Annotated in this window: 23 protein-coding genes; 21 read left to right on the forward strand and 2 right to left on the reverse strand. The window is 34.4% G+C overall.

The window, feature by feature from the left end; all coding sequences use genetic code 11:
• Window positions 1–224 precede the first annotated feature (224 nt).
• The 19 genes from IGI42_RS16065 (at window position 225) to IGI42_RS16155 (ending at window position 21,189) form a co-directional block, all read left to right on the forward strand.
• Window positions 225–2,903, forward strand: a complete 2,679-nt coding sequence (locus IGI42_RS16065) for a hypothetical protein (RefSeq protein WP_438716879.1) — start codon at window positions 225–227, stop codon at window positions 2,901–2,903.
• A 421-nt stretch (window positions 2,904–3,324) separates the two neighbouring features.
• Entirely contained in the window at window positions 3,325–4,716 is a 1,392-nt protein-coding gene (locus tag IGI42_RS16070; RefSeq protein ID WP_438716880.1) for a sugar transferase, read from the forward strand.
• Between the two features lie 17 nt (window positions 4,717–4,733).
• Window positions 4,734–5,558 (forward strand): glycosyltransferase, encoded by an 825-nt coding sequence (locus IGI42_RS16075; RefSeq protein WP_438716881.1) that lies wholly within the window; start codon window positions 4,734–4,736, stop codon window positions 5,556–5,558.
• A 5-nt stretch (window positions 5,559–5,563) separates the two neighbouring features.
• Entirely contained in the window at window positions 5,564–6,439 is an 876-nt protein-coding gene (locus tag IGI42_RS16080; RefSeq protein WP_438716882.1) for a LicD family protein, read from the forward strand.
• Window positions 6,436–7,137 carry an IspD/TarI family cytidylyltransferase gene (locus IGI42_RS16085; protein WP_438716883.1) on the forward strand — a complete coding sequence of 234 codons (702 nt, stop codon included), beginning with the start codon at window positions 6,436–6,438 and terminating at the stop codon, window positions 7,135–7,137. The genes IGI42_RS16080 and IGI42_RS16085 overlap by 4 nt, the downstream gene beginning before the upstream one ends.
• A gap of 11 nt (window positions 7,138–7,148) precedes the next feature.
• A complete protein-coding gene (locus IGI42_RS16090) occupies window positions 7,149–8,204 on the forward strand; it encodes an NAD-dependent epimerase/dehydratase family protein (RefSeq protein WP_438716884.1) in 1,056 nt (351 codons plus the stop codon).
• Window positions 8,204–9,181, forward strand: a complete 978-nt coding sequence (locus IGI42_RS16095) for a glycosyltransferase family 2 protein (RefSeq protein WP_438716885.1) — start codon at window positions 8,204–8,206, stop codon at window positions 9,179–9,181. The genes IGI42_RS16090 and IGI42_RS16095 overlap by 1 nt, the downstream gene beginning before the upstream one ends.
• Before the next feature lie 118 nt (window positions 9,182–9,299).
• Entirely contained in the window at window positions 9,300–10,835 is a 1,536-nt protein-coding gene (locus IGI42_RS16100; RefSeq protein WP_438716886.1) for a lipopolysaccharide biosynthesis protein, read from the forward strand.
• Between the two features lie 52 nt (window positions 10,836–10,887).
• Complete coding sequence (locus IGI42_RS16105; RefSeq protein WP_438716887.1) at window positions 10,888–11,985, forward strand: glycosyltransferase; 1,098 nt, start codon at window positions 10,888–10,890, stop codon at window positions 11,983–11,985.
• Window positions 11,979–13,352 (forward strand): O-antigen ligase family protein, encoded by a 1,374-nt coding sequence (locus IGI42_RS16110; RefSeq protein WP_438716888.1) that lies wholly within the window; start codon window positions 11,979–11,981, stop codon window positions 13,350–13,352. The genes IGI42_RS16105 and IGI42_RS16110 overlap by 7 nt, the downstream gene beginning before the upstream one ends.
• The gene (locus IGI42_RS16115; protein WP_438716890.1) at window positions 13,345–14,301 is read left to right on the forward strand and encodes an NAD-dependent epimerase/dehydratase family protein; all 957 of its coding nucleotides are present in this window, start codon (window positions 13,345–13,347) and stop codon (window positions 14,299–14,301) included. The genes IGI42_RS16110 and IGI42_RS16115 overlap by 8 nt, the downstream gene beginning before the upstream one ends.
• 558 nt (window positions 14,302–14,859) lie before the next feature.
• Window positions 14,860–16,002 carry an endolytic transglycosylase MltG gene (gene mltG / locus IGI42_RS16120; RefSeq protein WP_438717064.1) on the forward strand — a complete coding sequence of 381 codons (1,143 nt, stop codon included), beginning with the start codon at window positions 14,860–14,862 and terminating at the stop codon, window positions 16,000–16,002.
• Window positions 16,003–16,106: 104 nt separating this feature from the next.
• Window positions 16,107–16,580, forward strand: a complete 474-nt coding sequence (gene greA / locus IGI42_RS16125; RefSeq protein WP_438716891.1) for a transcription elongation factor GreA — start codon at window positions 16,107–16,109, stop codon at window positions 16,578–16,580.
• A gap of 144 nt (window positions 16,581–16,724) precedes the next feature.
• Window positions 16,725–17,447 (forward strand): cell wall-active antibiotics response protein LiaF, encoded by a 723-nt coding sequence (gene liaF / locus IGI42_RS16130; RefSeq protein ID WP_438716892.1) that lies wholly within the window; start codon window positions 16,725–16,727, stop codon window positions 17,445–17,447.
• Entirely contained in the window at window positions 17,444–18,529 is a 1,086-nt protein-coding gene (locus tag IGI42_RS16135; RefSeq protein ID WP_438716893.1) for a sensor histidine kinase, read from the forward strand. Before liaF ends, IGI42_RS16135 begins: the two co-directional genes overlap by 4 nt.
• Window positions 18,504–19,136, forward strand: coding sequence for a response regulator (locus tag IGI42_RS16140; RefSeq protein ID WP_438716894.1), 633 nt, complete (start codon window positions 18,504–18,506; stop codon window positions 19,134–19,136). Before IGI42_RS16135 ends, IGI42_RS16140 begins: the two co-directional genes overlap by 26 nt.
• 122 nt (window positions 19,137–19,258) lie before the next feature.
• Window positions 19,259–19,924, forward strand: a complete 666-nt coding sequence (locus tag IGI42_RS16145; protein WP_010759567.1) for a potassium channel family protein — start codon at window positions 19,259–19,261, stop codon at window positions 19,922–19,924.
• A gap of 12 nt (window positions 19,925–19,936) precedes the next feature.
• On the forward strand, window positions 19,937–20,230 hold the full coding sequence (locus IGI42_RS16150) for a HesB/YadR/YfhF family protein (RefSeq protein ID WP_438716895.1): 294 nt from the start codon (window positions 19,937–19,939) through the stop codon (window positions 20,228–20,230).
• 11 nt (window positions 20,231–20,241) lie between these two features.
• Complete coding sequence (locus IGI42_RS16155; protein WP_438716896.1) at window positions 20,242–21,189, forward strand: glycosyltransferase family 2 protein; 948 nt, start codon at window positions 20,242–20,244, stop codon at window positions 21,187–21,189.
• A 28-nt stretch (window positions 21,190–21,217) separates the two neighbouring features.
• Here IGI42_RS16155 and IGI42_RS16160 read toward each other — a convergent pair whose 3' ends face one another.
• Window positions 21,218–22,165, reverse strand: a complete 948-nt coding sequence (locus IGI42_RS16160) for a phosphoglycerate dehydrogenase (RefSeq protein ID WP_438716897.1) — start codon at window positions 22,163–22,165, stop codon at window positions 21,218–21,220.
• Between the two features lie 67 nt (window positions 22,166–22,232).
• Complete coding sequence (locus tag IGI42_RS16165; protein WP_438716898.1) at window positions 22,233–23,048, reverse strand: DUF1189 domain-containing protein; 816 nt, start codon at window positions 23,046–23,048, stop codon at window positions 22,233–22,235.
• A 153-nt stretch (window positions 23,049–23,201) separates the two neighbouring features.
• Between IGI42_RS16165 and IGI42_RS16170 the strand changes: the two genes are divergently transcribed.
• Both IGI42_RS16170 and IGI42_RS16175 read left to right on the forward strand, forming a co-directional pair.
• Window positions 23,202–23,669: a GtrA family protein gene (locus IGI42_RS16170; RefSeq protein ID WP_438716899.1), complete on the forward strand. Its 468-nt coding sequence runs from the start codon at window positions 23,202–23,204 to the stop codon at window positions 23,667–23,669.
• A gap of 73 nt (window positions 23,670–23,742) precedes the next feature.
• A complete protein-coding gene (locus tag IGI42_RS16175; protein ID WP_438716900.1) occupies window positions 23,743–24,351 on the forward strand; it encodes a superoxide dismutase in 609 nt (202 codons plus the stop codon).
• Window positions 24,352–24,459: the final 108 nt, after the last annotated feature.

Genomic DNA, 24,459 nt, shown 5'->3' on the forward strand with positions numbered 1-24,459 from the left:
GTATACTTCTAGCTAAATAATAAATTTAGAATGGCAGAGGCACGGATTATGAGGTGTATAACTATCTATTATATTTTTTAGATCTTGTTAATCGAGAGTTGTATGTATGGGAAATATTGTAGTGATAGTAGTAAAAATAGAGTTATATCATGCAAATTAGTGTATAATAAAATTTGTTAGAATAACATTTAAAGGGGGTAGCTGTCTTTTGAACAGCGAAAAAGATGAAAAAGTATATGTTTTTTTTAAGTTTGTTTTCACTAGTTTTGGGTGGAGCAACAACGTTAGACTCTATAGGGAATGAGATTTCAACTACTGCTGTTACAAGTACTGAAATTTCTTCAGAATCTACTACTACTACTACTGAAAGTTTGGGTATAAATGACAATGACACTAGTACCAGTCAAGTCATAGAGTCAAATGATCGTGAAGAAGAAATGATGGAATCAAATGATGAAGTTAACCATGACTCGAATGTTAGCGAATCAAACCAAGAACAGTTGAAATATGTTTCTATAACTAATGAAAATTACGTGATTTGGAAGCAGCCAGGTTTAGAAAAGCTGATAGATCAGGGGGAAAACCAACAAAAGACTTTCCTCGTTAATAGTTCTGTTGATTATGCTGATACTAAATACTACGCTATTAATAACAAAGATGGTTTAGTGGGATATATCGCAGAAGACGAAGTAACCGAAGCACCAAATTCATTTGGAGTTTTTTATGAAGAAAAAACTTATGGATCAATTACCGAAACTTCCACTGACTTATTAGCTGAAGATTTGTTAACTGTAATTGCTTCTTCTGAAACCTTGAAAAACAAAACATTTTATGTAAGGGGTTTTTATAACGACTTTTACGGCGAGAGGTTTTATAAAATTTACGATTATAGTGAAAGCTTTGTGGGAATAGTCAATGAGAAAAGTATTGAACTGACTGACAGCGCTTGGGGTAAAAAACATGAAATGCTTAATTACATCACAGTAACCAATAGTAATGATCAGATATGGAAAGACTTTGAATTTGAAACAGGTCTTACAACTGAAACTCTTAAGAATAAGACATTGCAAACTAAAGAAAATTACTATCATGTAAAGGGTATCAGATATTTCTCTATATATGACAATAAAGGAGTGTTTTTAGGTTATCTAGCGGAATCTAGTCTAAGCATAGCTCCTACTGCAGGTGGGAAATGGCAAAGTACAGACCAATATGTAACAGTCACTAAAAATGACTGGACAATTTGGAAAGATTTTGCATTTAAAAATGGACAATCAACTAAACCTTTCTTTAATAAAACATATAGAGCTACTGGATACTATAATCACTATAACGGAAACAAATATTATTCATTGTATGACAGTCAAGGCAATTGGCAAGGTTATATTAACGAAGGTGGAGTGACCTCAGCCCCCACACCAGGCGGAAAATGGCAAAGTACAGACCAATATGTAACAGTCACTAAAAATGACTGGACAATTTGGAAAGATTTTGCATTTAAAAATGGACAATCAACTAAACCTTTCTTTAATAAAACATATAGAGCTACTGGATACTATAATCACTATAACGGAAACAAATATTATTCATTGTATGACAGTCAAGGCAATTGGCAAGGTTATATTAACGAAGGTGGAGTGACCTCAGCCCCCACACCAGGCGGAAAATGGCAAAGTACAGACCAATATGTAACAGTCACTAAAAATGACTGGACAATTTGGAAAGATTTTGCATTTAAAAATGGACAATCAACTAAACCTTTCTTTAATAAAACATATAGAGCTACTGGATACTATAATCACTATAACGGAAACAAATATTATTCATTGTATGACAGTCAAGGCAATTGGCAAGGTTATATTAACGAAGGTGGAGTGACCTCAGCCCCCACACCAGGCGGAAAATGGCAAAGTGCAGACCAATATGTAACAGTTGCGAAAAACGACTGGACAATTTGGAAAGATTTCGATTTTAAAAACGGCCAATCCACTAGCAGTTTATTTAGTAAAACATACAAGGCTACTGGATACTATAATCACTATAACGGGAACAAATATTACTCATTATATGACAGTAAGGGCAATTGGCAAGGTTATATTAACGAAGGTGGAGTGAAAAAAGCAAGTGGTAAACAAGGTACTGGATTTTCAGCAAATAAGTCCGTTTTAGTAATACGAAGTGGGTATTCAATATGGTCTGATTTTAATTGGAATCAAAAAATAACAACGAATAGTCTCATTAATAATGTATATGAAGTTAAATGGTACTATAAGCACATGAATGGTTCAACTTATTATTCATTATATGAGAAAAATGGGAAATGGTTAGGGTATGTAAATAGTGATGCTGTTAGAGAGAGAAAAGGAGTGGCAGCTTATCTCGGTACATCCAGACAAAGGGTGATAAACGAGTTGAGTGCACACGAACATGATCGCTTTTATCTTGGAACACCTTTCAGAGGACTCTCATCCAGCAACCCAGAACCGTTCTTAAGCCCAGCTGGCGCTCCAAACAGTTATGGTGCAGGGATGAATTGTACAGGGTTTGTTGCGTGTGTAACACGTAGAAGTGGCGGGGACTTGAATCGCATTTCTGGAATCACTCAAGGATGGGGAAGTTATGCGAACGCATATAATTGGAGAGATGCGTTAATTAGAAACTCAGATTACTTTGTTTATAATACAGTTGACGAATTACTTAGAGCTGGCAAAGCAAGAAAAGGCGATCTTATATATTTTGATCCTGTATGGACAGACCCTTTTTATGATAGTCACATTGGCTTTTTTTGGGGGAACTCATCTTCGGAAAATAAAATCTGGCATCAGGTATTAGCAGGGAATCAAATATCTCATATATATTCTGGCACCAGGTATTCAAAAGTTTATCTGTTTCCTCAGGACTAAATCATGTTTCGATGAGACATTGTTTTAACAATTGAGTGTATTGAAGTGTAAGTCCCGATAGTTAGACTAAAACCCGACCGAAGAAGTTTGGCCGGGTTTTGTGCTGTCATCTGTTCGTAGCAACTTATTAACAGTCTCTACCCATTTTTATTGTCTTGAAAAAGTCGGTATCCCGTATCGACGAGCTACAAATATATACCACCTTCACTTTTCTGATATGTTTCAACTACCGATCGTTCAAGCGCATAGTCGTATTTAGCCATAAAAAAACTCCGAAGTTAGACTTTCGGTCTAATTTTGGGGGCATTTCAATTTTTAGACTTTCCTTGAATTTTCTTTACTTTTTTTATGTTTTATTTTTTTTTACTCGTCACTGTGGTAATATGGTAAATGGATTATTTTCGTGATTAGGAGTGTATTTATGAATACAAATGGGGAATGGAGCTCTACCAAACGAGTATTTATTATTTTGTTGGATGTACTCGTATACAACTTTTCCATATACTTGAGTTTCTGGGTAAAATTTAGTGGAGAAATCCCATTACGGAACTTTCAAACGTTTGAGAATTCGGCAATTTTTATCTCAATCTTTTTTATCATTCTGAATGTACTACTAGGGACGTATATATTTTACAATCGTATTAGTAGCGACATCATTTTTGTAACGGTAATCGGACAAATTTTAATGTCCCTGGGAATAATGATCATTACGTTTGCCGGCAGATGGTTTGCTTTTCCTAGATCGGTAATACTCCTTTCTTTTTTGTTGGGTGTATTGTTATTAGGCATTTATCGTATTTTGGTCTATAAGCTATATCTAAAATTTGGTTCAGATAAAAAAGTCGTTATTATTGGGCATGAAAAGGATGTAGCTCCAGCGGTACAAAACTTTAGTACTCACAAGAATAATAAGCATAAAGTTACGTCAGTAATAATCGGGAACTATTTTAAAAACCTTTCTGATTTGATTGATGAAATCGACATTGTTTACTTGGCATCAAAATTGGAAGAAAAAGAAAAAATTAATATCTATCAGCTTGTGACCCAAAAGGAGAAAAAAATCTTTCTGAATACAACCTTTGAGAATTTAATTACGATCAATGCGAATATCATGAATTTTGAGGATGAGAGCATCATCGAGTCTACGGGGTTCAATATTCCGCCAGAGGATGCGCTATTCAAAAGAATCTTTGATATTGTAATCTCTTTGATTTTATTAGTGATTGCTTCGCCATTTATGTTGCTAACGGCGATCTTAGTAAGGGCTACTTCGCCTGGACCAATTATCTATAAGCAGATTCGAATTACTAAAGATCAAAAAGAGTTTCCTATTTATAAGTTTCGATCAATGTCAGCAGCAGCAGAAGCCAAATCTGGACCAGTCTTAGCTAAAAGTAACGACGCTCGTGTAACTCCTGTTGGGAAATTTATTCGTGCTGTTCGTTTTGATGAGTTGCCACAGTTAGTGAATGTCTTAAAAGGTGATATGTCGATTATTGGGCCACGTCCTGAACGACCTTATTTTGTGAATCAATTTAATGAAGAAAATCCTTATTATTATTTAAGGCACAATGTTCGTGCAGGTATCACAGGATATGCTCAGGTTTATGGTAAATACGTTTCAGATTACAATAGTAAATTGAAATTTGATTTACTATATATTAAGAAATACTCGCTGATGTTAGATATGAAGATTTTACTTCAAACAATTAAGATATTGTTTGATAAGGTGTCTTCCCAGGGATTAGAGGAAGAACAAGAAACAAAAAAACTAGAAGATGTAAAATTTCCAAAAGAAAAAATTTATTTATAAATAGAGGAGTATGACGAGTGGAAACTGTGGATGTGAGTCTACTAATTTCAATATATATGAAAGAAAAAGCTGAATATCTGAAGCAGTGTCTAGACAGTGTTTTTAATCAGACAGTAAAAGTAAAAGAAATTGTTTTAGTTTTGGACGGGCCGATAACTAAAGAATTGGAAGAAGTGGTTGATCACTTTATATCTACGTATCAAAATATTTTTCGGGTCATTCCTCTTGAGACAAATCAAGGACTGGGTACCGCTCTTGCTGAAGGTGTTAAGCGTTGCAAATACAGCTTAATTGCTAGAATGGATAGCGATGATATTATGAAGGTTTCTCGTATTGAAAAACAGTATGAAGAATTCATTAATCATCCAGAGCTATCTATTGTAGGCTCTAATATTGATGAATTTACTGATTCTGTACAGAATATTATTAGCCGAAGAATAGTTCCAGAGAATAATGTTGAGATATGTGAATTTTCAAAAAAAAGGAATCCTTTTAATCATATGACAGTAATGTTCAAAAAAGATGATATTTTAAGTGTAGGTAATTATCAGCCTATGAACGGTTTTGAAGATTATTATCTGTGGGCAAGACTACTTAGAGCAGGCTATATTGGTAAAAATATACAAGAGTCTTTAGTGTTGGCAAGAGCGGGTAAAGATATGTATACAAGGCGTGGCGGAAAAAAATACTTTATAAGTGGTATTAAGGGTCGATATGCTATCTATAAAGCTGGACTGGGATCAATATGGGATTTTTCTCTGTCTAGTATTGCGCATATGGTAGTTAGTCTTTTACCGAATAAACTTCGTGGTAAAATATATGAGAGAAAACTTAGGGGATAAACGAGATGTATAGTGACGATTTACAACTAAGAAAAATTCAAGAGAACGTATTAGATATGGCAGTAAAAGTTGTGGATTTTTGTGAGGATAATGATTTGCTTTGTTATTTTTGTGGTGGTGGTGTTATAGGTTCTGTACGAGAAAAAGGATTTATACCATGGGATGATGATTTGGATTTTTTTATGCCTAGGAAAGACTATGAACTTTTTTTCGATTTATGGAAAAAAAGTTCCATTAATGAAAGATACCCTATTCTTAAAGCAGATGTAAATTATATTGATCATAATCTATTTACTACAATCAGAGATTCTAATACTACTTTTATAAAGACTTATCAGAAGGATTTAGACATTCCTCATGGTATAGCAATTGATATATTTCCTTTGGATAAGGCACCGAAGTCTAAAGTTAAGCAGAAGATTCAAAAGTCATGGGCTATGATATATTCGTTATACTGTAATCAAATCGTTCCTAAAAATCATGGTAAACTAATATCCTTTGGCAGTACAGTTTTATTGGGCGTTGTTCCTAGTAAAAGAATGCGATATTCTATTTGGAAATACGCAGAAAAAAAAATGACTAAATACAATAATTGTGATTCTGAATTTGTTACAGAACTATGCGTAGGACCTAGATATATGGGCAGTATTTACCGGGCTGAAGATTTTGAAAAATCTATTTATGTCGATTTCGAAGACATTCAGATGCCTATCCCAATTGGGTACGATAGATATCTAAGAAAAACCTTTGGCGATTATATGCAGCGCCCACCGATGTCTAAAAGATGTTCAAATCACGATGCCGTTTTTATAAATCCTTACAGACCGTACGTCAATTATAAAGGTATATATTATTTGAAAGAAGAGGAGGGAAAAGAATGATTACTGGTTTGATTATCGCTGGCGGAGTTGGGAAAAGAATGGGGCAAGATATTCCTAAACAATTTATTACAGTTGAAGGAAAGCCGATCATTATTTATACGTTAGAATCTTTTGAGCATCACCCACTAGTTGATCAAGTATTAGTGGTTTGTAAATCAGGCTGGGAAGATACTTTATGGGGCTATATCAGAGAGTTCAATTTGAGAAAAGTACGATGGATAATAGAAGGCGGTTCTAAAGGTCAAGAATCAATCAACAATGGTGTACAATTTTTAAAACAACATTCAAATGATGATGATACCATCATTATCCATGATGGTATCAGACCTTTAGTAGATGAAATTGTACTATCCGATGTGATTGTAAAGAGTAAAGAATTTGGTAACGCAGTAACTTCCCTGCCGTATAATGAACAAATTTTTGTGAAAGAGACTGAAAATACAACTAAACAGTACATCGACAGGAACACATTGAGACGTGTTTCTACACCACAGGCTTATCAATTCGGGAAATTAGCATGGGCGTATGACAAGGCTGTTAGTGAGAACATCGGTATGACAGATTCATCGTATACTAATACTATGATGGTTGAGTTGGGTGAAACACTTTATTTTGCAGCCGGATCGGATAAGAATATTAAATTGACAACAACAGATGATTTGGAGCTATTCAAAGCTTATTTAAAAATGAAAAACTAGAGGTGCATTTTTTGCTAATACAAAATAGTTTATATCTCTCAGAACTTGAAAAGATTAATGATGCTAAAAATGATTGGGCTAAAATAGATAATCATTCATTTCTTATCATTGGAGCTACTGGAATGATTGGTTCTTATATGATTGATGCCTTAATGCAAAGAAATATTTCTAAAAAGAGCAATATCAAAATTTATGCTATGAGCAGAAGTAAAGAAAAATTAGAGTCCAGGTTTTCAGAATATTTATCTTCACCTTGTTTCCATTTAGTTATCGGTGATATTCAAGAATCGATAAGATTGGATGAAAGTATAGATTATGTATTACATGGTGCTAGCAACACACATCCTAGAGCGTATTCTACTGATCCGATTGGTACCATTCTCACTAGTATAAAAGGTACTGAAAACGTACTGGAATTTGCTGTAAAAAATATCGGCGCAAGAGTTATTTTTTTATCTACAGTTGAGATATATGGTGAGAATCGAGGTGACGTTGAAAAGTTTGACGAATCTTACTGTGGGTATATTGACTGTAATACGTTAAGAGCTGGTTATCCCGAAGGTAAAAGGGCAAGTGAAAGCCTTTGTCAGGCATACATTGAAAAATTTGGAATTGATATTGTTATCCCTAGAGTGTGTCGCACTTTTGGACCAACAATGTTGTTAGATGATTCAAAGGCCTCTTCTCAATTTATTTTAAATAGTGTTCGCAATGAAGATATTGTATTGAAAAGCCAAGGTGAGCAGTATTTCTCATATGCTTACGTTGGCGATGTAGTTTATGCACTACTCTTTATTTTAAGTCAGGGAAAATCCGGTGAAGCATATAATATAGCTATAGAAGAGTTTGATTTTCGTTTGAAGGACTTGGCAAAATACCTTGCTGCACAAAGTAATGTTCAGGTGATATTTGATCTTCCTGATGCTGAAGAAGAAAAAGGGTATTCTAAAGCTAATAAAGCTATACTGGATTCCCATAAGTTGAACCAGTTAGGCTGGAAACACTTATTTGAGTTAGAAAAAGCTTTGAATCATACAATAGAAATTATTAAGGATGAAGTTGTGTAATGTGTGAGATAAGTATAATTGTTCCAGTATACAATGTTGAAAAATATTTACACAAATGTGTAGATTCGATTTTAGAACAAACGTTTACTGATTTTGAATTAATTTTAGTAGATGATGGGTCACCCGATGGTTCAGGGGCTATATGTGATGAATACGCTAAAAAAGATGCTCGTGTTAAAGTAATTCATAAAGAAAACGGAGGACTTAGTGATGCGAGAAATGCTGGAATTGATATAGCACAAGGCAAGTATTTAGGTTTTATTGACAGTGATGACTATATAGAAAAAGATATGTACGAATTATTATACAATAATATAATCAATGAAAATGCCGATTTGTCTATCTGTGGCGTATATCATGTATATGACAACAAAGAAATTATAGAAAATAAAAAACAATATATGGTATTAGATCGTGACGAAACCATGGTATTGATTTTTCACGGGAATTTGATATCAGATCATGCATGGAATAAGCTTTATACTAAAAAAATTTTTAATGAAACAAGATATCCTGTAGGCAAATACCATGAAGATTCTTTTACTATTGTTAGTATTTTGGATAAATGTAAAAAAGTAGTTGTTGATACAAGTCAAGAATATTATTATTATCACAGAACGGGAAGCATTACAAGTCAAAAATTTTCAAAAAAACATTTAGAGTATATAGAGGCTTGGGAAGAAAATGAAAAAAGGGTTACTGGAAGATCTAAAGAAATAGATGAAGCTGCACACCAAAGAGTTTGTTTTGCTTATTTTTTAGTTTTAGATAAAATTCTAAACAGCAACGTTGAAAAAGAGATTAACGAGACAGAAGAAATTGTAATGTATTTGAAGAAAAACTTCTTTTTTATTATGAAAAATAGAATATTTACTAAATCCAGGAAAGTTGCTTTGATTCTGCTAATGATTAATCTAAGATTGTACAAATTCCTATCCGTTATAAAAAATAGTAAAATAGATAGAAAATTTGATTAAATAATTCAATTTCGTTAGTGAAAACTGTGTTACTGTTTACTTCGATCGTATAATTATTTTAATATTAGCTCGTAGCTAACAAGTTAGAGCAATAATGAAAACGGAGAGTTCCTATTTTATGAAAAAAAGTCGATTAGAATATTCAATAATAAATTCTTCAATTTCTATGATTGTATACATTATTAGATTAGTAATTCAATTTGCAAGCAGAAGCTTCTTTATCTATTTTTTAGGAGCGAAATATCTTGGATTAAATGGTCTTTTCACTAACATATTAAGTTTCTTATCTCTGGCGGAATTGGGGATAGGAACCTCAATAGTATACTCTCTATATAAGCCGTTAGCAAAAGATGATCAGCTTCAAATAATAGCATTAATGAATCTTTACAAGAAATCATACGAAGTAATCGGAATATTTGTAGGGGTGCTTGGTTTATTATTAATACCATTTCTACATTATTTGATTAACGATGATATCGGAATGAATAGTATATATATATATTATGTTCTTTTTTTGGCGAATTCATCCTTAAGCTATTTTTTTACTTATAAACGATCGTTGATAATTGCAGATCAGAAAAACTATATAAATTCTATGAACGACTTGCTGTTTCTAATTATAATGAATGTAGTACAAATTGTCTCTTTATATATCTACTCTAGCTTTTCTTTGTTTTTGATTATTCAGATAGTAGCGACGTTTATTTCAAATCTTAGTATCTCCCATATAGTGGATAAAAAATATCCATATTTGAAGAGTCCTAGAATCACGGAGCTTGAAGCTGGTACTAAGAAGGAAATTAAAAAAAATATAATCGGAAATGTGTCCTCTAAAATTGGTGGAGTAATAGTTATGGGAACAGACAATATACTAATTTCGTCATTTATAAGCTTAACAGCTGTGGGTACCTATTCAAACTATTCTCTAATAACAGTAAGTGTACAGAATCTCTGCAAGCAAGTGACAAATTCAGTTACCGCTAGTATCGGGAACTTTGCGGCAACTGCAAGCGAAAGCAGTGCCTATGAACTCTTTAAAAAACATTTTTTCATTAATCATTCCCTAGCTTATTTTACTACCACCATATTAGTAGCTATTATCAATCCTTTTATAAATTTATGGGTTGGTGATGAATACGTACTCAGTAATTTGACTACTGGATTTATTTGCTTGAATTACGCTGTACAAGTCTATAGAAATACTGGATTTGTATTCATAGAATCTTTCGGTCTTTACTGGTTTCAGCGTAAAAAGCCAATACTCGAGGCTGGATTGAATCTAGTTATCTCACTTGTATTACTAATCGTCTTTAAGATGGGAATAAATGGTGTTTTAATTGGGACTATAATTTCGTCCTTGGGTTTTGTCCTATGGTATGAAGCTTCAGTTGTCTATAAGTATGTTTTCAAAAGATCTTTTTCAGATTTTGTAATTCTCTTTACTAAATATTTTTTTGATTTATTGCTAGCAGTAGTAGCTACCACGTTGTTCAAAGTTTTGCTTCTAGGAAGTTTTTCGGGAATATTAAGCATAATTTTTGCAGGAGGTAGCTCTGTATTGATTTCTGGTTTATTATATTATTTGTTATATAGAAAAAAATCTGAGTTCCAATTTGTAACTTCAATTTATTATAGGATAAAAAAAAGGATGTGATCTTTTGAATATTGGGATAGTAGGTCCGTCGTTTAATTATGGTGGGGCCAATATGGTAGCCACCATAATTGGTAAGGAACTAGATAAATTTTATAATGTTTTTTTTATTCCCTATCAGGATGATAAAAATTACATGAATATAGATAATGAAAAGTTGGTACCAATTTTTAAGTCAAGGAGCATTATGACTAAAAATATAATAAAATTAAGGAAAGGAGTTGAGTTAGTAGCAAAAAAAGGTGGGTTTACCCCTAAAAAGTATATGAAGGAGGAGATTACCTCTTTAAAAAAGACTATAATAGAAAAAAAACTGGATGTTTTAATCTTAAATTCTGCTATTACAACTGTCTTTTTTTGTGAAGAAATAAAAAAAGATTTCCCAAACCTGAGGATTATATCATGGATGCATGAAGATACAGATTATAGCTTTAATGAAATAACTAAGAATTACAAAAAGGCTTTCCTTTGTAGTTTGAAAGCGACTGACTTAATCGTTTGTTTATCAAAAAAGGCACTAAATGTTTATTCTGATATAAATGAAAATACTTTAATTATACATAACCCAATGATTTTGAAAGAGTCTGGGATTGCTGATTTATCGCGAAAAGTTATTTCATTTACAGCAAGATTAGATATTTATGTAAAAGGAATAGATTATCTTTTAGATGTTGCGAATACCTTGCCAGATGAATGGAAAATAAGGATAGCTGGCCAGGGTACCGAAAGTGAGGAGAAGGCTTTTTTTGAATTGGTTGAAAGTAAAGGTGCTAGTAACAAAATAGAATATGTAGGTCCACTAAAAGGGCGATCATTGGCTAAACATTATCAAGAAAGTTCTATATTTATTTCAACTTCTAGGACGGAAGCTTTACCATTAGTTATGATTGAAGCTATGACATTTGGTCTGCCAATAGTAAGTTTTGATCATAGTGGGGCTCAAGAGCTACTAAAGGATGACTCATCTGGAATGCTAATTCCTAATTTTGATACCGTAAAGATGACTCAACAGTTAGACAAATTAATTAAGAATGAAGATCTAAGAATTGAATTTCAAAAAAAGGTATTAAAGCGTGCAAAATTATTTAAATTAGATGGGATAGTATCCGAATGGAAAGAAGTTTTAGACGGAAAGAAGTGTAGTAATTGTTAAAAAATGGAAAAATAATTAAAATAAAAGAGACCTATTTATTACTGCTTCTTATAGGGTTGGTTGTAAGAGCAATTAATTTTATGAGTTTGTTACCTTCAAAATATGATGGGGTAGTTTTTACTTTTTTAGCAGTATTCGGAGGATTGTTGTTATTTTATGATTTCGTAGACAATGTACTGAAAAGAAGATTTCCTTACGATATATTCTTAGTTTTGTTTGTTATAATCTTGCTTATAACATCTAGTATCAATAGGCAATATGGGATAGTACCTAATCTTAAGCTTATAATTTGGAGTTCAATTTACTATTTTTTAGCTTATCAATTTGGAAAAGAATGTTATGGGAATTCTGCTTTTTTTAATAAATTTAATTTGACCCTAATCTATACTTGGTTCTTACTCTCTTTTGTTTCCCTAGCCATGTTTTTTTTTAATTTTGGTTATGAGAAGTTCTACTCGCCTAGGGATCGTATTAGAATTGGATTTTTAGAATCAAGGCTTTTCGGGGTGTTTGGAGATCCTAATTACGGAGCTACTACATCAGTTGTAGTTATTATCTTGTGCGTATGTTATCTTGTTAAAAGTAATAATAAGCTATTTAAAATATTTTTAGCTAGCAACATTTTTTTCCAGTACTTGTATATTGTATTAAGTGGATCAAGGACTGCTGAAGTTGTTGCTTATGTTTCTATAGCAATTACCATAAGTGTGTTGATATTCAATTTAGATTATTTCAGAAGCAAATCAAAAACGCTTAAAGTTACATTATCTGTAGCGTCTATTTTCTTATCAATCTTAATATTATATACTTTAATTGATGGAACTAAACTTTTCTTTTCACAAATTTTAGAGACAATAAAGTCTTGGTCAAGTAACATTAATGCTGGACTTAAATCTCAAGCTAATACTAGTTTAGTCAGAAGAGATGTTGTTGAAAGTAGTGATGTTTCAAACATGAGATTTTCTATTTGGAAAAGTGCATTAGAGATTTTCAGTACAAGCTGGTTAATTGGAGTGTCCCCCAAAAATTTACTGCCTTATGCTAAAGAACATCTTCCGAATGGCTTTATAGCTCAGCATGGTTTTATAGCCCATAACTCATACATTAATGTGTTGACTTCTACAGGTGTTTTAGGAGCAATGTCATTCTTTAGTTTTTGCATTAAGGACTTTATTCAAGTTATAAAAAAAATAGAATGGTTCAACTTGAACAAAAATAATTTTAGATTTTTTTATTTTTTAGTTGTATTGTCTTATAGTGTTTTTGGACTTTTTAACAGTGAATTTGTATTGGAACATACAGTTGGTAGTCTAGTTTTTTGGCTATTTTTAGGGCGTTTAATGGGAGGAGGAGAAAACATTGACTAATCTAAAATTCTTAGTTACAGGTGGTGCAGGTTTCATTGGTTCAACGTTAGTAAAAGAAATTTCTACCTGTAACAAAGTTGTAGTAGTAGATGACCTATCAATGGGAAAAAAAGAAAATATTCAATTCAATGACAATATAGAATTTATTCATGGGAGTGTTACGAATGAAGCATTGATGGAAAAAATCTTATCTGAAAGAAATTTCGACTATATTTTCCATCTTGCTGCAATTGCCAGTGTAGCTGATTCTGTTGAACGCCCAGTTGAATCTCATCGAGTGAATTTTGAGAGTGTCTTAATGCTTTTAGAATTGGTTCGAAAATATCAAATAAACCTTAAAAGACTAGTTTTTAGTTCTTCTGCAGCTGTCTATGGAGATGAATCTACGTTACCCAAGAAAGAAGAATCGGTTATTCGGCCCTTAACCCCTTATGCTATTGATAAGTTCGCTGCTGAACAGTATGTCCTGAATTATAACCATTTATATAGGATTCCAACAAGTGCTGTTCGCTTTTTCAATGTTTATGGACCCAATCAAAATCCAGAATCACCTTATAGTGGTGTGATATCTATTCTAGTTGATCGCTATAAAAAGCTGATTAATGGCGAACCAGCACTTTTTTCTCTTTTCGGCGATGGTTCTCAATCTAGGGACTTCATTTATGTCGATGATGTAATTCAAGCGCTACTGTTGATCGCAAATGATGATGAAACACTAGGGAAACAGTTCAATGTGGGAACAGGTGAATCAATAACTTTGAACAAATTAATCGAAGTCATTGATAAAGCGCTCAATGTAAAATTGCCAGTTCAGTATGAAAAGGAACGATCGGGTGATATCAAGGATTCAGTAGCAGATATTTCGAGGCTACTCTCAATTGGGTTTAAGAGTAATTATACAATTCAATCTGGTTTGGAAAACTATTTAAAATCTGAGAAGTTAATGTAAAATATAGATATTTGAGCTGGGGATAAAGATTGTTCTACCATTTACAATTATTGGTAGTACATCGTCCAATTTTGAAAAACAGTATTCAGCCATAACCAGATTTTTTAGGAGAATTCTATAGCAAGCAGGATACTACAAAAGTGTAAAAATTATTACGAAACATCGAATACCATTTCACTCTCCCTTACTTTCATGTATAATATATCAAGTTATGACATGAAGTAAGGGGGAGTTGTTTTGTCTGACGTGAAAGACACACACTCAGAAGACGGTTCTTTTAAAGAGCAGATTATCCGTGCATTAGAAGAAAATCGGCAAAAACGTGAGACTGAGCAAGGTGATGGATCGATTCAAAAGACACAACGTCCTTATGCTCCAAAGCAAGACCCGATCGTTAATGAAAAAATAAAGCCAACTGTCAAAAAAGCGAGTGTCACGCCTGTGAAAACAAAGGTGGAGTCGCCAGAGAGTTCGGCTATTGCATTGACTGAGGAAACAAAGATAGAAGAACCAACTATTTTAGAAAAACTCAGTGGCAAAATAGAAGAGATTCGTCAGATTGATTATGATGAATTTGAAGAAAAGTTAAGCGAGGAGAGCAATTTGAAGCGAGCAGAACGTAGAAAAGAGGATCGAGTCGTTCGAAAGATCGTCTATGTTTTGACTGTTGCGATATTGATTATTGCTGGAATTTTAGCTATTTCAGGATATAATTATGTTAGTGCAGGTCTAAAACCATTAGATACAAATGATGAAAATCTAGTCCAAGTTGAGATACCTAGTGGATCATCTAATCGACAAATTGGCGAAATTTTGGAAAACGATGATATTATCCGCGATGGATTAGTATTCAATTACTATACAAAGTTTAAAAACTTAACGAATTTCCAAGCTGGTTATTATCAATTTTCGCCTAATATGACGTTAGATGAAATTGGCAAAGAATTGCAGCAAGGAGGAAGTGCTGTACCATTAGATGATGCATCTAAACTAACAATACCAGAAGGATATGATGCGGATCAAATTGGAACTCTAGTGGCTAAGAAGACCGACTTTAGTAAAGAGGATTTCCTTAACCTAATAAATGATGACACATTCTTCAAACAATTGGAAGAACAGTATCCTGATCTGTTAACTGATGCAGGAAATGCTGAAGATGTTAGGTATCGTTTAGAGGGTTACTTATTCCCTGCGACATATAACGTACTGAAGAGCAATAGCTTGGAAGAATTGATTACCCAGATGGTTGATGCAACAAACCAAGTGATGGCACCTTACTATAGTACAATCAAAGAAAAAGGAATGAGTGTTCAGGAAGTATTGACCTTAGCTTCATTGGTTGAAAAAGAAGGTGTAACTACTGATGACCGTAAGCAAATTGCACAAGTATTCTTCAATCGAATCGAAGCGGATATGCCACTGCAGTCGGATATTTCGATCTTATATGCGTTAGGCGAGCACAAAGAAATGGTTACTTATAAAGACACTGAAATTGATTCTCCGTACAATCTGTATATTAATACAGGCTACGGCCCGGGACCATTTGATAGTCCAAGTCAGGATGCTATTTTAGCGGTATTAGAACCAACAGCTAATGATTATTATTACTTTGTGGCAGATGTTTCCACAGGAAAAGTCTATTATGCGAAGACATATGACGAACATATGGAATTAGTTGAAAAATATGTGAACCAAAATTAGTTTTACTAATTTACAAATCATTAATTACGTGGTAATCTTTTGTGGATCAACTCTACAGAAGATTACCTTTCGTAATTTATTAGAATGAAGGAGCAAATAGAATTATGGTAGAACAAGTATATCCAATGACACATGAAGGAAAAGAAAAATTAGAACAAGAGCTAGAAGAATTGAAAACGGTAAAACGGGGGGAAATTATAGAGCGCATTAAAATTGCTCGTAGTTTTGGGGACCTGTCGGAAAACTCCGAGTATGAATCAGCAAAAGACGAACAAGCCTTCGTCGAGGGGCGAATTAATACGCTTGAAAATATGATCCGTTTTGCAGAAATCATTGACAATGATAATGTCAACTCTGATGAAATTTCAATTGGTAAAACATTTACTTTTGTTGAACAGCCAAATGGTGATGAAGAAGAGTATACCATCGTTGGTAAAGCAGAAGCTGATCCATTTTCTGGCAAGATTTCTAACGATTCACCGATTGCCCAAGCAGTGATTGGTAAGAAAGTTGGAGATGTTGTCGCAATTGCTACACCAGGTGGCGATATGCAAGTTAAAATTACTAAGGTTAACTAACTTTAGCTTATAGTTGTGGTTATTGACATTGAGCTTCACGAACTAACCTTCGTGAAGCTTTTCTTTATGTCCTACTAAAGTCCGATAGTATTCAAACTAAAAAACAAGTAGAATAAGGTATAAATAAATCAGGGGGAGAATGTTGTGAGAAGTCCTTGGCGTTTTTTTATCATAATTGAACTATTGCTCGCAGTTTTTCTACTGTGGCAAGTTTCATCCAATCCACCTGTATTGATTATGGTGGTATTTGGAATTTTAAATATTTATTGGGGGTTAAGAAAAAATCACCGACGGAAATTTCAGCTGATTTTAGGATCATTGATACTAATTATTTGTTTAGTTAATAGTCCGGCTACTTGGTTAATGCTTATTTTTGCGGTTTTATTCATTGGTTTAAAAGGAGTAGAAATAGCGGGGGTATCCTTTCCAAGCTATTCGTTTAAGAATAAAAAGCAAATGATCATTGTTGAAGCAGAAAATCCAACTGAACACCAAGGCGAAAAAAAGAAACAACCTTGGTTTGGCAATGAGCGAATTGGTAATCAGGTTTTTGAGTGGGACGATATTAATGTTGATCTTATTGCAGGTGATACTATTATTGATTTGGGAAATACGCTTTTGCCTAAAGAAGATAGTGTAGTCATTATTCGAAAAGTTTTTGGTCGAACACGCGTGCTGGTTCCTTATGGTGTGGGAATACTTTTTGAACATGCGACATTTTACGGAAAAGTGCGCTTTGAAGAAGAAGAACTTATTCTTAAAAATGAATCATTGAAAATGTACAGCGTGGACTATGATGATAGTCCGAGGCGCTTAAAACTGATTACGAATTCACTACTAGGTGATGTTGAGGTGATTCGCGTATGATCGGAAAATTTTCTCGCTTGCACTTGGCTTTATATTCAGGGCTAACTACTTTTTTATTGCTGATTTCGACTATTTATATGTATATGTATGCGATCGGCAAGAAAAATTTGATTGGGCAATTGATTGCGGCTAAAATTTTTTATATCCCTTTAATTATTCATTTGTTAATGATTGCATTAACTGTCGGAATTGTCGTTTATTTATTGATTGCCTTTCTTCAGAAGCAACAATTTGATAAAATTGAAGAAAAATTACAGCGTCTTTCTTCTGGCGATTATGATCACCCTAGTTTAGATGCAGGAATGTCTCAGACCAAAAATCTGCTATTGATTAACGATGACATCAAAAAAATTCAGCAGAAGCTGGTAAGCATGTCTCGTGAGCTTCAACAGTTAAGCAGTCAACCTCAACTTGTCGATGGGACAACTAAAGAAAAGATCTTAGAAGAAGAACGGCATCGCCTAGCTAGAGAATTGCATGATTCAGTCTCGCAGCAACTCTTTGCAGCGATGATGATGATGTCTGCACTAAATGAACAGTCTCAGCATTCAGAAGAGCTAGAGCCCTATAAGAAGCAACTAGCGATGGTTGCAGATATTATTAATGCTGCTCAATCTGAAATGCGTGCGCTGTTGCTCCATTTAAGACCAGTTAGTCTTGAAGGGAAGAGTTTGCGACAGGGTATTGAGCAGTTACTAAAGGAATTGCAAACGAAGATCCAAATTCGCTTAAAGTGGGATGTACAAGACATTCAAGTGTCTTCTTCAATCGAAGATCAACTGTTTCGTGTAGTTCAGGAATTGCTGTCAAACACCTTGCGACATGCAAAAGCCAGTGAACTAGAAGTATATTTGAAAATCATTGGTCAAAATATTAGCTTGCGTGTGATTGATGATGGCGTAGGATTCGAAGCAAATGATGAACATGCGGGTAGTTACGGATTAAGAAATATTCGTGAAAGAATTGCTGGTGTAGGTGGGACCACAAAAATAATTAGTTTCAAAGGACAAGGGACCAGTGTAGAAATCAAAGTTCCTGTAGTGAAGGAGGCAAAACATGATACGAGTGTTATTGGTGGATGATCATGAAATGGTTCGATTAGGAGTATCTTCCTATTTATCGATTCAAAGTGATATTGAAGTAGTTGGTGAAGCAGAAAACGGTGAAGAGGGCTATGACAAAGCACTGGAATTAAGACCGGATGTCATTTTGATGGATTTAGTCATGGAAGTGATGGACGGAATTGATTCAACGAAGAAAATTTTGAGCGAGTGGCCGGAAGCTAAAATTTTAATTGTAACAAGTTTTATTGATGACGAGAAAGTATACCCTGCAATTGAAGCAGGTGCTTCGGGATATTTACTGAAGACATCTACTGCTCATGAGATTGCCGATGCAATTAGAGCTACTTACAAAGGTGAGCGGGTTTTAGAACCAGAAGTAACGACTAAAATGATGGAACAGCTATCAAACCGCAATCGTCATGTACTTCATGAAGAGTTAACAAATCGTGAACAAGAAATCTTATTGTTAATAGCCCAAGGTATGAGCAATCAAGAAATTGCCGATGAACTGTTTATCACATTGAAAACAGTAAAAACACACGTATCGAATATCTTAGCAAAATTGGAAGTAGAAGATCGAACCCAAGCTGCTATTTATGCTTTTAAACACGGATTAATAAAATAGAGGAATTCCTCTATTTTATTAATCCGCTCTTTGTTATACTGGAAAAAGTAAGATTACAGAAAAAACATCAAATTTTTTGATACAAATAAAAAGCAGAAATTTTAAATTTAAGGAGATAGCGCATGAAACAAAGTTTTGTAATTGTCGGTCTTGGTCGTTTTGGTGGTAGTATTTGTCGAACTTTAGTAGAATCAGGGCAAGAGGTATTAGCAATCGATAGCAACGAAGATCGTGTAAATGAATACATGAACATTGCGACTCATGCAGTTGTTGCTAACGCCCAAGATGAGATGACTCTACGCTCGTTAGGCATCCGTAATTTCGATCATGTGATCGTGGCAATTGGCGAAGACATCCAAGCTAGTATTTTAGTAACCCTTATGTGCAAAGAGATGGGGGTACCTAATATTCTAGCAAAGGCTCAAAATGAGTACCACGCAAGAGTGTTAGAAAAAATCGGAGCAGACCGTGTTGTTCATCCTGAACGAGACATGGGCTATCGAATCGCTCACAATTTGGTCTCCAAGAACATTTTGGACTATTTGGAACTTTCGGCTGAATACTCATTAGCTGAAGTTGTGGTAACAAATAGGAAATTCTATGGAAAAACCTTGCAGGAATTGGATTTTCGCCAGAAATTTGGTTTAAACGTTGTAGCAATCCGCCGTAATAATGACGAACCAATTGTCTCGCCGCCTGCTGAAGAAATTGTTCAGCAAAATGATCATTTGGTAGTAATAGGCCTCAATGAAGACGTAGATTATCTTGACGAGAAAATGAATGGATAGGAGTCTTACAAAATGAAATTAACAGTCACGCCTGCTGCAAAAAAATGGTTTAAAGAAGAAATCATTGTTAACGAAGGTCAAGGAATAAAGTTCTATGGTAAAGTTTATGGAAAAACCCAGGTTCACGACGGATTTTCTGTAGGTATGTCAGTAGACACACCAGAAAAACCATTGATTACTGAAAAGGTTGATGGTATGCTATTCTTTGTGGAAGAAGCAGATGAATGGTTCTTTAAAAGGTATAATTTAGTCGTGGATTACGACGAGAAATTAGACGAACCTAAATATGAGTTTAACGAAGCTTAGAGGTGAATAGGATGTTATCAATTATTGTTCCTTGCTTTAATGAAGAGGAAGCGATTCCTCTTTTTTTTACGGAGATGGAAAAAATCCAACCGCTTACTGGAAAGAAATTTGAGTATATATTTGTAGATGATGGTTCAAAAGATGGCACGTTGCAGGCAATCAAACGTCTACCATCAAGTATAGGCTCGAATGTACGCTATATTTCTTTTTCTCGAAATTTCGGCAAAGAGGCGGCATTGTATGCGGGTCTCCAAGCATCAACTGGTAATTTAGTGACTGTAATGGACGTAGATTTACAAGATCCTCCAGAGTTGTTACCACAAATGATTCAAAAGATTGAGACCACGGATATTGATTGTGTTGGAACTAGGCGTGCAGATCGAAAAGGGGAACCACCGATTCGTAGTTTTTTTGCGAAAACCTTTTATCATTTAATCAATAAGATTAGTGACACACACATGGTGGATGGAGCTAGAGATTTTCGACTAATGACTAGACAAATGGTTGATTCAGTGTTAGAAGTCACAGAATATAATCGTTTTTCTAAAGGTATTTTTAGCTGGGTTGGATACAAAACTGAATACATTTCTTTTGACAATAGAGAGCGCTCTGCAGGAGAAACATCATGGTCTTTTTGGAAATTATTCAATTACTCGATTGATGGAATTATCAATTTTTCAGATGCACCTTTGAATATTGCTTCTTTTGTCGGAGCACTATCTTGTGTTGGCTCTGGAATTGCTTTGATTTTTATTGTTTTTCGAGCATTATTATTTGGGGATCCGACATCTGGTTGGCCATCTATTGTGTCTATTTTACTGTTTATCGGTGGATTACAACTTTTGTCTTTGGGAATTATAGGGAAATATATTGGAAAGATTTTTTTAGAGACGAAGAAAAGACCGATTTATATAGTGAAGGAAACTGAAGATAATTACGACAAAAGACTTAAAAGCTAGACATCCAAATAGCTTTTAAGTCGCTTATTTAATACCCTCTCTTCAACCCTACCTGATTCTCAACAAGCTCTCCATTTTCTACATATCCCTTCAAATTCTTCAAAAAGATGTTCATGAATTTTCTCTGGAAATCGACTGTCATTCCTGAAATATGAGGAGTAATCAGTAGATTTTCTAACTCCCACAGATCACTATCAGCAGGCAAAGGTTCATCTTCAAAGACATCTAGTGCGGCAAATGCTAAGTGTTTTTCTTTTAAGGCTGTAGCTAATTCTTTGGTGTGGACGGTGTCGCCGCGTCCCACGTTAACAAACATCGCAGCAGTTTTCATACGCTGGAAAATGTCGCTGTTGAAAATATGGTAAGTTGCCTCAGTGCCAGGTAAAATGCCGACTACGATATCCATATCTTCTACTATTTTTGGCAGGTTTTTAATTGAATAGGTTTCACTAAACCCCTCTACTGGTCGTCCGGTTGTGTTAATTCCATAGACATTAACGCCAAGACTTTGTAAGGAAGCCGATAATTGCTTTCCAATATGACCAGTTCCAACTACTAACAAGTTCTTGCCGGAAAGCTGATCATAGTGGATACCTGATTGATCCCATTTTTTCCTCATTTGATTTTTAACTGACTGACTGATTCCTCGATAATAAGCCAATAGAGTGCCAATAACATGTTCGCTAATTGATATAGCATGAATGCCACTGCCGTTTGATAGCAGAATGTCATTCTTTTCAAGCTCGGATAATGGAAGATAATCCACTCCTGCTGAAATAGCTTGTACCCATTTCAAACGTGGGCTATTGAGCAGAGCCAGTTCCTTTTCGCGTTTCCAGCCAACCGAAATTTCGACATTTGATAGTTCTTCTTCGGACAATTCGGTGCTTATTTGATAATCAGGGGCAATTTCTTTAATTTTGGCTATGAATTCTTCACGGAATGATCGTTGTAAATAAATGATTGGTTTTTGCATACTATTCACCTCAACTCCTATTTTACCAAATTTACGATAAAAAAACTGCTTGCAGCGTCACAAGCAGTTAAGTATTTGGCAGCTTCATTTTAGGTAAGTGATTGCTGACTTGGAAAAAGATAAATATACTGATACACGTAATCAGTAAACTAGAGTCAAACGTGGCATCAAAGAACATGATGATCATTGACAGAATAGTAGGAATCGTTGCGCAAAAGATCAGGGTCTTAAAGGTTTCGAAAAAGGTTATTTGACGTAAACGCATTTTTGCGAAAAGATTTCCAGCGATTGACGTGAATAGCAGGGTAACAATCAAACTAATGATTGTTGGATATAGTGCTGCTAGCAACATAACAATGGGTGCCCATAATGGTAATTCTAAATTTTCTAGTTCGGTACGCAATTCTGCACCTGTTAGGTCATTGAAAGGTGCGCCGGTGTAAGGAAAACGTAGAACATTGTCTCCAAAAAGTGAAGTACTAACGCCACCCATATCTGGCAATGCTAAAACAGCCTCATTTTTTAATAGTCCCACACTGAAATAGTTGCCGACTAAATCATTGGCTACATCTTTTTCAGTCCGTTTGCCTTCTGGGTCAAATGTTAAAATAATGGAATTAGTTTGATAGATAAATCCTGTCGCTGATTCCTCTGTCTGTATCTCGCCATCCGCAATTTGAAAATCGGGGACTTTCTGGGCAATTTGTAAACTGTCTGATTTTATTTCCTGCAGAACTTGCATGCCTTCGTAGACTATCGGAAGGGATAAAAATACGCTTAAAAGAATCAGATAAACAACTGCTTTCCAGAAAGGAATAGATTTTGCATCTTTTAAGGTAGAAAAGCGAAAGACCGCTCCTTTAATTAGTTGACTAAATGTCATATGATCGCTCCAATCTATCAATCATTGTAGCGAAGTAATCTGGCAATAACAAGTCAATGGGTAAAAAAGATAAAAGAATTTATGGTGTGAATTGACTATAAGTGAGGACTACTGTAAGGTACATAGTGGAATTATTAGAAGGGTGAAAAGTAGATGAACTATTATCGTAAATTTGAGAGCTACCTAAAGGAAAAAAAGCTGTGGGAAATTTTTATTTATCTATTTTTTGGAGGACTTGCGACAGTTGTTAATATTGTAAGCTTCGCTGTTTCCTATCAGTTGTTTGGCTTAAGCTGGCCTATATCAAACACTATTTCTTGGATTTGTTCTGTTTTATTTGCATTTGTCACGAATAAGTTATGGGTATTTCAATCTAAAACCGAAACCTTGGGAGCGTTAGCTTGGGAGTTCAGCAAGTTTTTATTTGCAAGAATTATCTCATTTGGCATGGACATGGCTTTAATGTACATTCTTATAGATGTATTGAGCTCAGGAAACTTAGTAGCAAAAATCATTACCCAAATTGTCGTCGTAGTAGCCAATTATGTATTCAGCAAGGTGTTTATTTTCAAAAAAGTCGAAATTATTGAAGAAAATTCCTCAAATACTAAAGAAAAGTAAGCATATACTTTGTAAAGGCTTAGATAATTTGGTATGATTCTAATGTACCTATTTTCTAAGGAGGAAATAAAAAATGGCTTATACTTTACCTGAATTACCTTACGGATACGATGCACTGGCACCTTACATTGACGAAGAAACGATGCATTTGCACCACGAAAAACATCACAACACGTATGTGACTAATTTGAATGCAGCGATTGAAAAATACCCTGAACTTGGTGAACAATCAATTGAAGAATTGATGATTAACTTAAATGAAGTACCTGACGATATTAAAACAGCTGTTCGCAATAATGGCGGCGGCCATGCGAACCACAGCTTTTTCTGGAAAATCATGGCACCAAATGCTGGTGGCAATCCAACTGGCGCTATCAAAGATGCCATCGACGAAGCATTCGGTGATTTTGAAAAAATGAAAGAAGAGTTCAAAACTGCAGCAACTGGACGTTTCGGTTCTGGTTGGGCTTGGCTAGTTGTTAATGATGGCAAACTAGAAATTATGTCTACTGCGAACCAAGATAATCCACTTTCTGAAGGTAAAACACCTATCTTAGGTTTAGATGTTTGGGAACATGCTTACTATTTGAACTATAGAAATGTTCGTCCTGATTACATTGCCGCTTTCTGGAATGTTGTAAACTGGGATGAAGTAAACAAAAATTTTGAAGCAGCAAAATAAGCTGAATTTAACAGACACTCATTTATTGGGTGTCTTTTTTTGTATTTAAGGCATACTTACTTATAAAAATCTTTAAAAAATATAGAGAGAATGTTGCTCTTTTTTTGA

Origin of the sequence: Enterococcus sp. AZ109 (assembly GCF_051714625.1) — a bacterium.
Taxonomy (GTDB): domain Bacteria; phylum Bacillota; class Bacilli; order Lactobacillales; family Enterococcaceae; genus Enterococcus_A.

What these genes read in the sequence shown, in the direction of transcription:
- IGI42_RS16065 (WP_438716879.1), top strand. Translation starts at nt 225, where the DNA reads ATGAAAAAGTATATGTTTTTTTTAAGTTTGTTTTCACTAGTTTTGGGT.
- IGI42_RS16070 (WP_438716880.1), top strand. Translation starts at nt 3,325, where the DNA reads ATGAATACAAATGGGGAATGGAGCTCTACCAAACGAGTATTTATTATT.
- IGI42_RS16080 (WP_438716882.1), top strand. Translation starts at nt 5,564, where the DNA reads ATGTATAGTGACGATTTACAACTAAGAAAAATTCAAGAGAACGTATTA.
- IGI42_RS16085 (WP_438716883.1), top strand. Translation starts at nt 6,436, where the DNA reads ATGATTACTGGTTTGATTATCGCTGGCGGAGTTGGGAAAAGAATGGGG.
- IGI42_RS16095 (WP_438716885.1), top strand. Translation starts at nt 8,204, where the DNA reads ATGTGTGAGATAAGTATAATTGTTCCAGTATACAATGTTGAAAAATAT.
- IGI42_RS16100 (WP_438716886.1), top strand. Translation starts at nt 9,300, where the DNA reads ATGAAAAAAAGTCGATTAGAATATTCAATAATAAATTCTTCAATTTCT.
- IGI42_RS16105 (WP_438716887.1), top strand. Translation starts at nt 10,888, where the DNA reads ATGGTAGCCACCATAATTGGTAAGGAACTAGATAAATTTTATAATGTT.
- greA (WP_438716891.1), top strand. Translation starts at nt 16,107, where the DNA reads ATGGTAGAACAAGTATATCCAATGACACATGAAGGAAAAGAAAAATTA.
- IGI42_RS16135 (WP_438716893.1), top strand. Translation starts at nt 17,444, where the DNA reads ATGATCGGAAAATTTTCTCGCTTGCACTTGGCTTTATATTCAGGGCTA.
- IGI42_RS16140 (WP_438716894.1), top strand. Translation starts at nt 18,504, where the DNA reads ATGATACGAGTGTTATTGGTGGATGATCATGAAATGGTTCGATTAGGA.
- IGI42_RS16145 (WP_010759567.1), top strand. Translation starts at nt 19,259, where the DNA reads ATGAAACAAAGTTTTGTAATTGTCGGTCTTGGTCGTTTTGGTGGTAGT.
- IGI42_RS16150 (WP_438716895.1), top strand. Translation starts at nt 19,937, where the DNA reads ATGAAATTAACAGTCACGCCTGCTGCAAAAAAATGGTTTAAAGAAGAA.
- IGI42_RS16155 (WP_438716896.1), top strand. Translation starts at nt 20,242, where the DNA reads ATGTTATCAATTATTGTTCCTTGCTTTAATGAAGAGGAAGCGATTCCT.
- IGI42_RS16160 (WP_438716897.1), bottom strand. Translation starts at nt 22,165, where the DNA reads ATGCAAAAACCAATCATTTATTTACAACGATCATTCCGTGAAGAATTC.
- IGI42_RS16165 (WP_438716898.1), bottom strand. Translation starts at nt 23,048, where the DNA reads ATGACATTTAGTCAACTAATTAAAGGAGCGGTCTTTCGCTTTTCTACC.
- IGI42_RS16170 (WP_438716899.1), top strand. Translation starts at nt 23,202, where the DNA reads ATGAACTATTATCGTAAATTTGAGAGCTACCTAAAGGAAAAAAAGCTG.
- IGI42_RS16175 (WP_438716900.1), top strand. Translation starts at nt 23,743, where the DNA reads ATGGCTTATACTTTACCTGAATTACCTTACGGATACGATGCACTGGCA.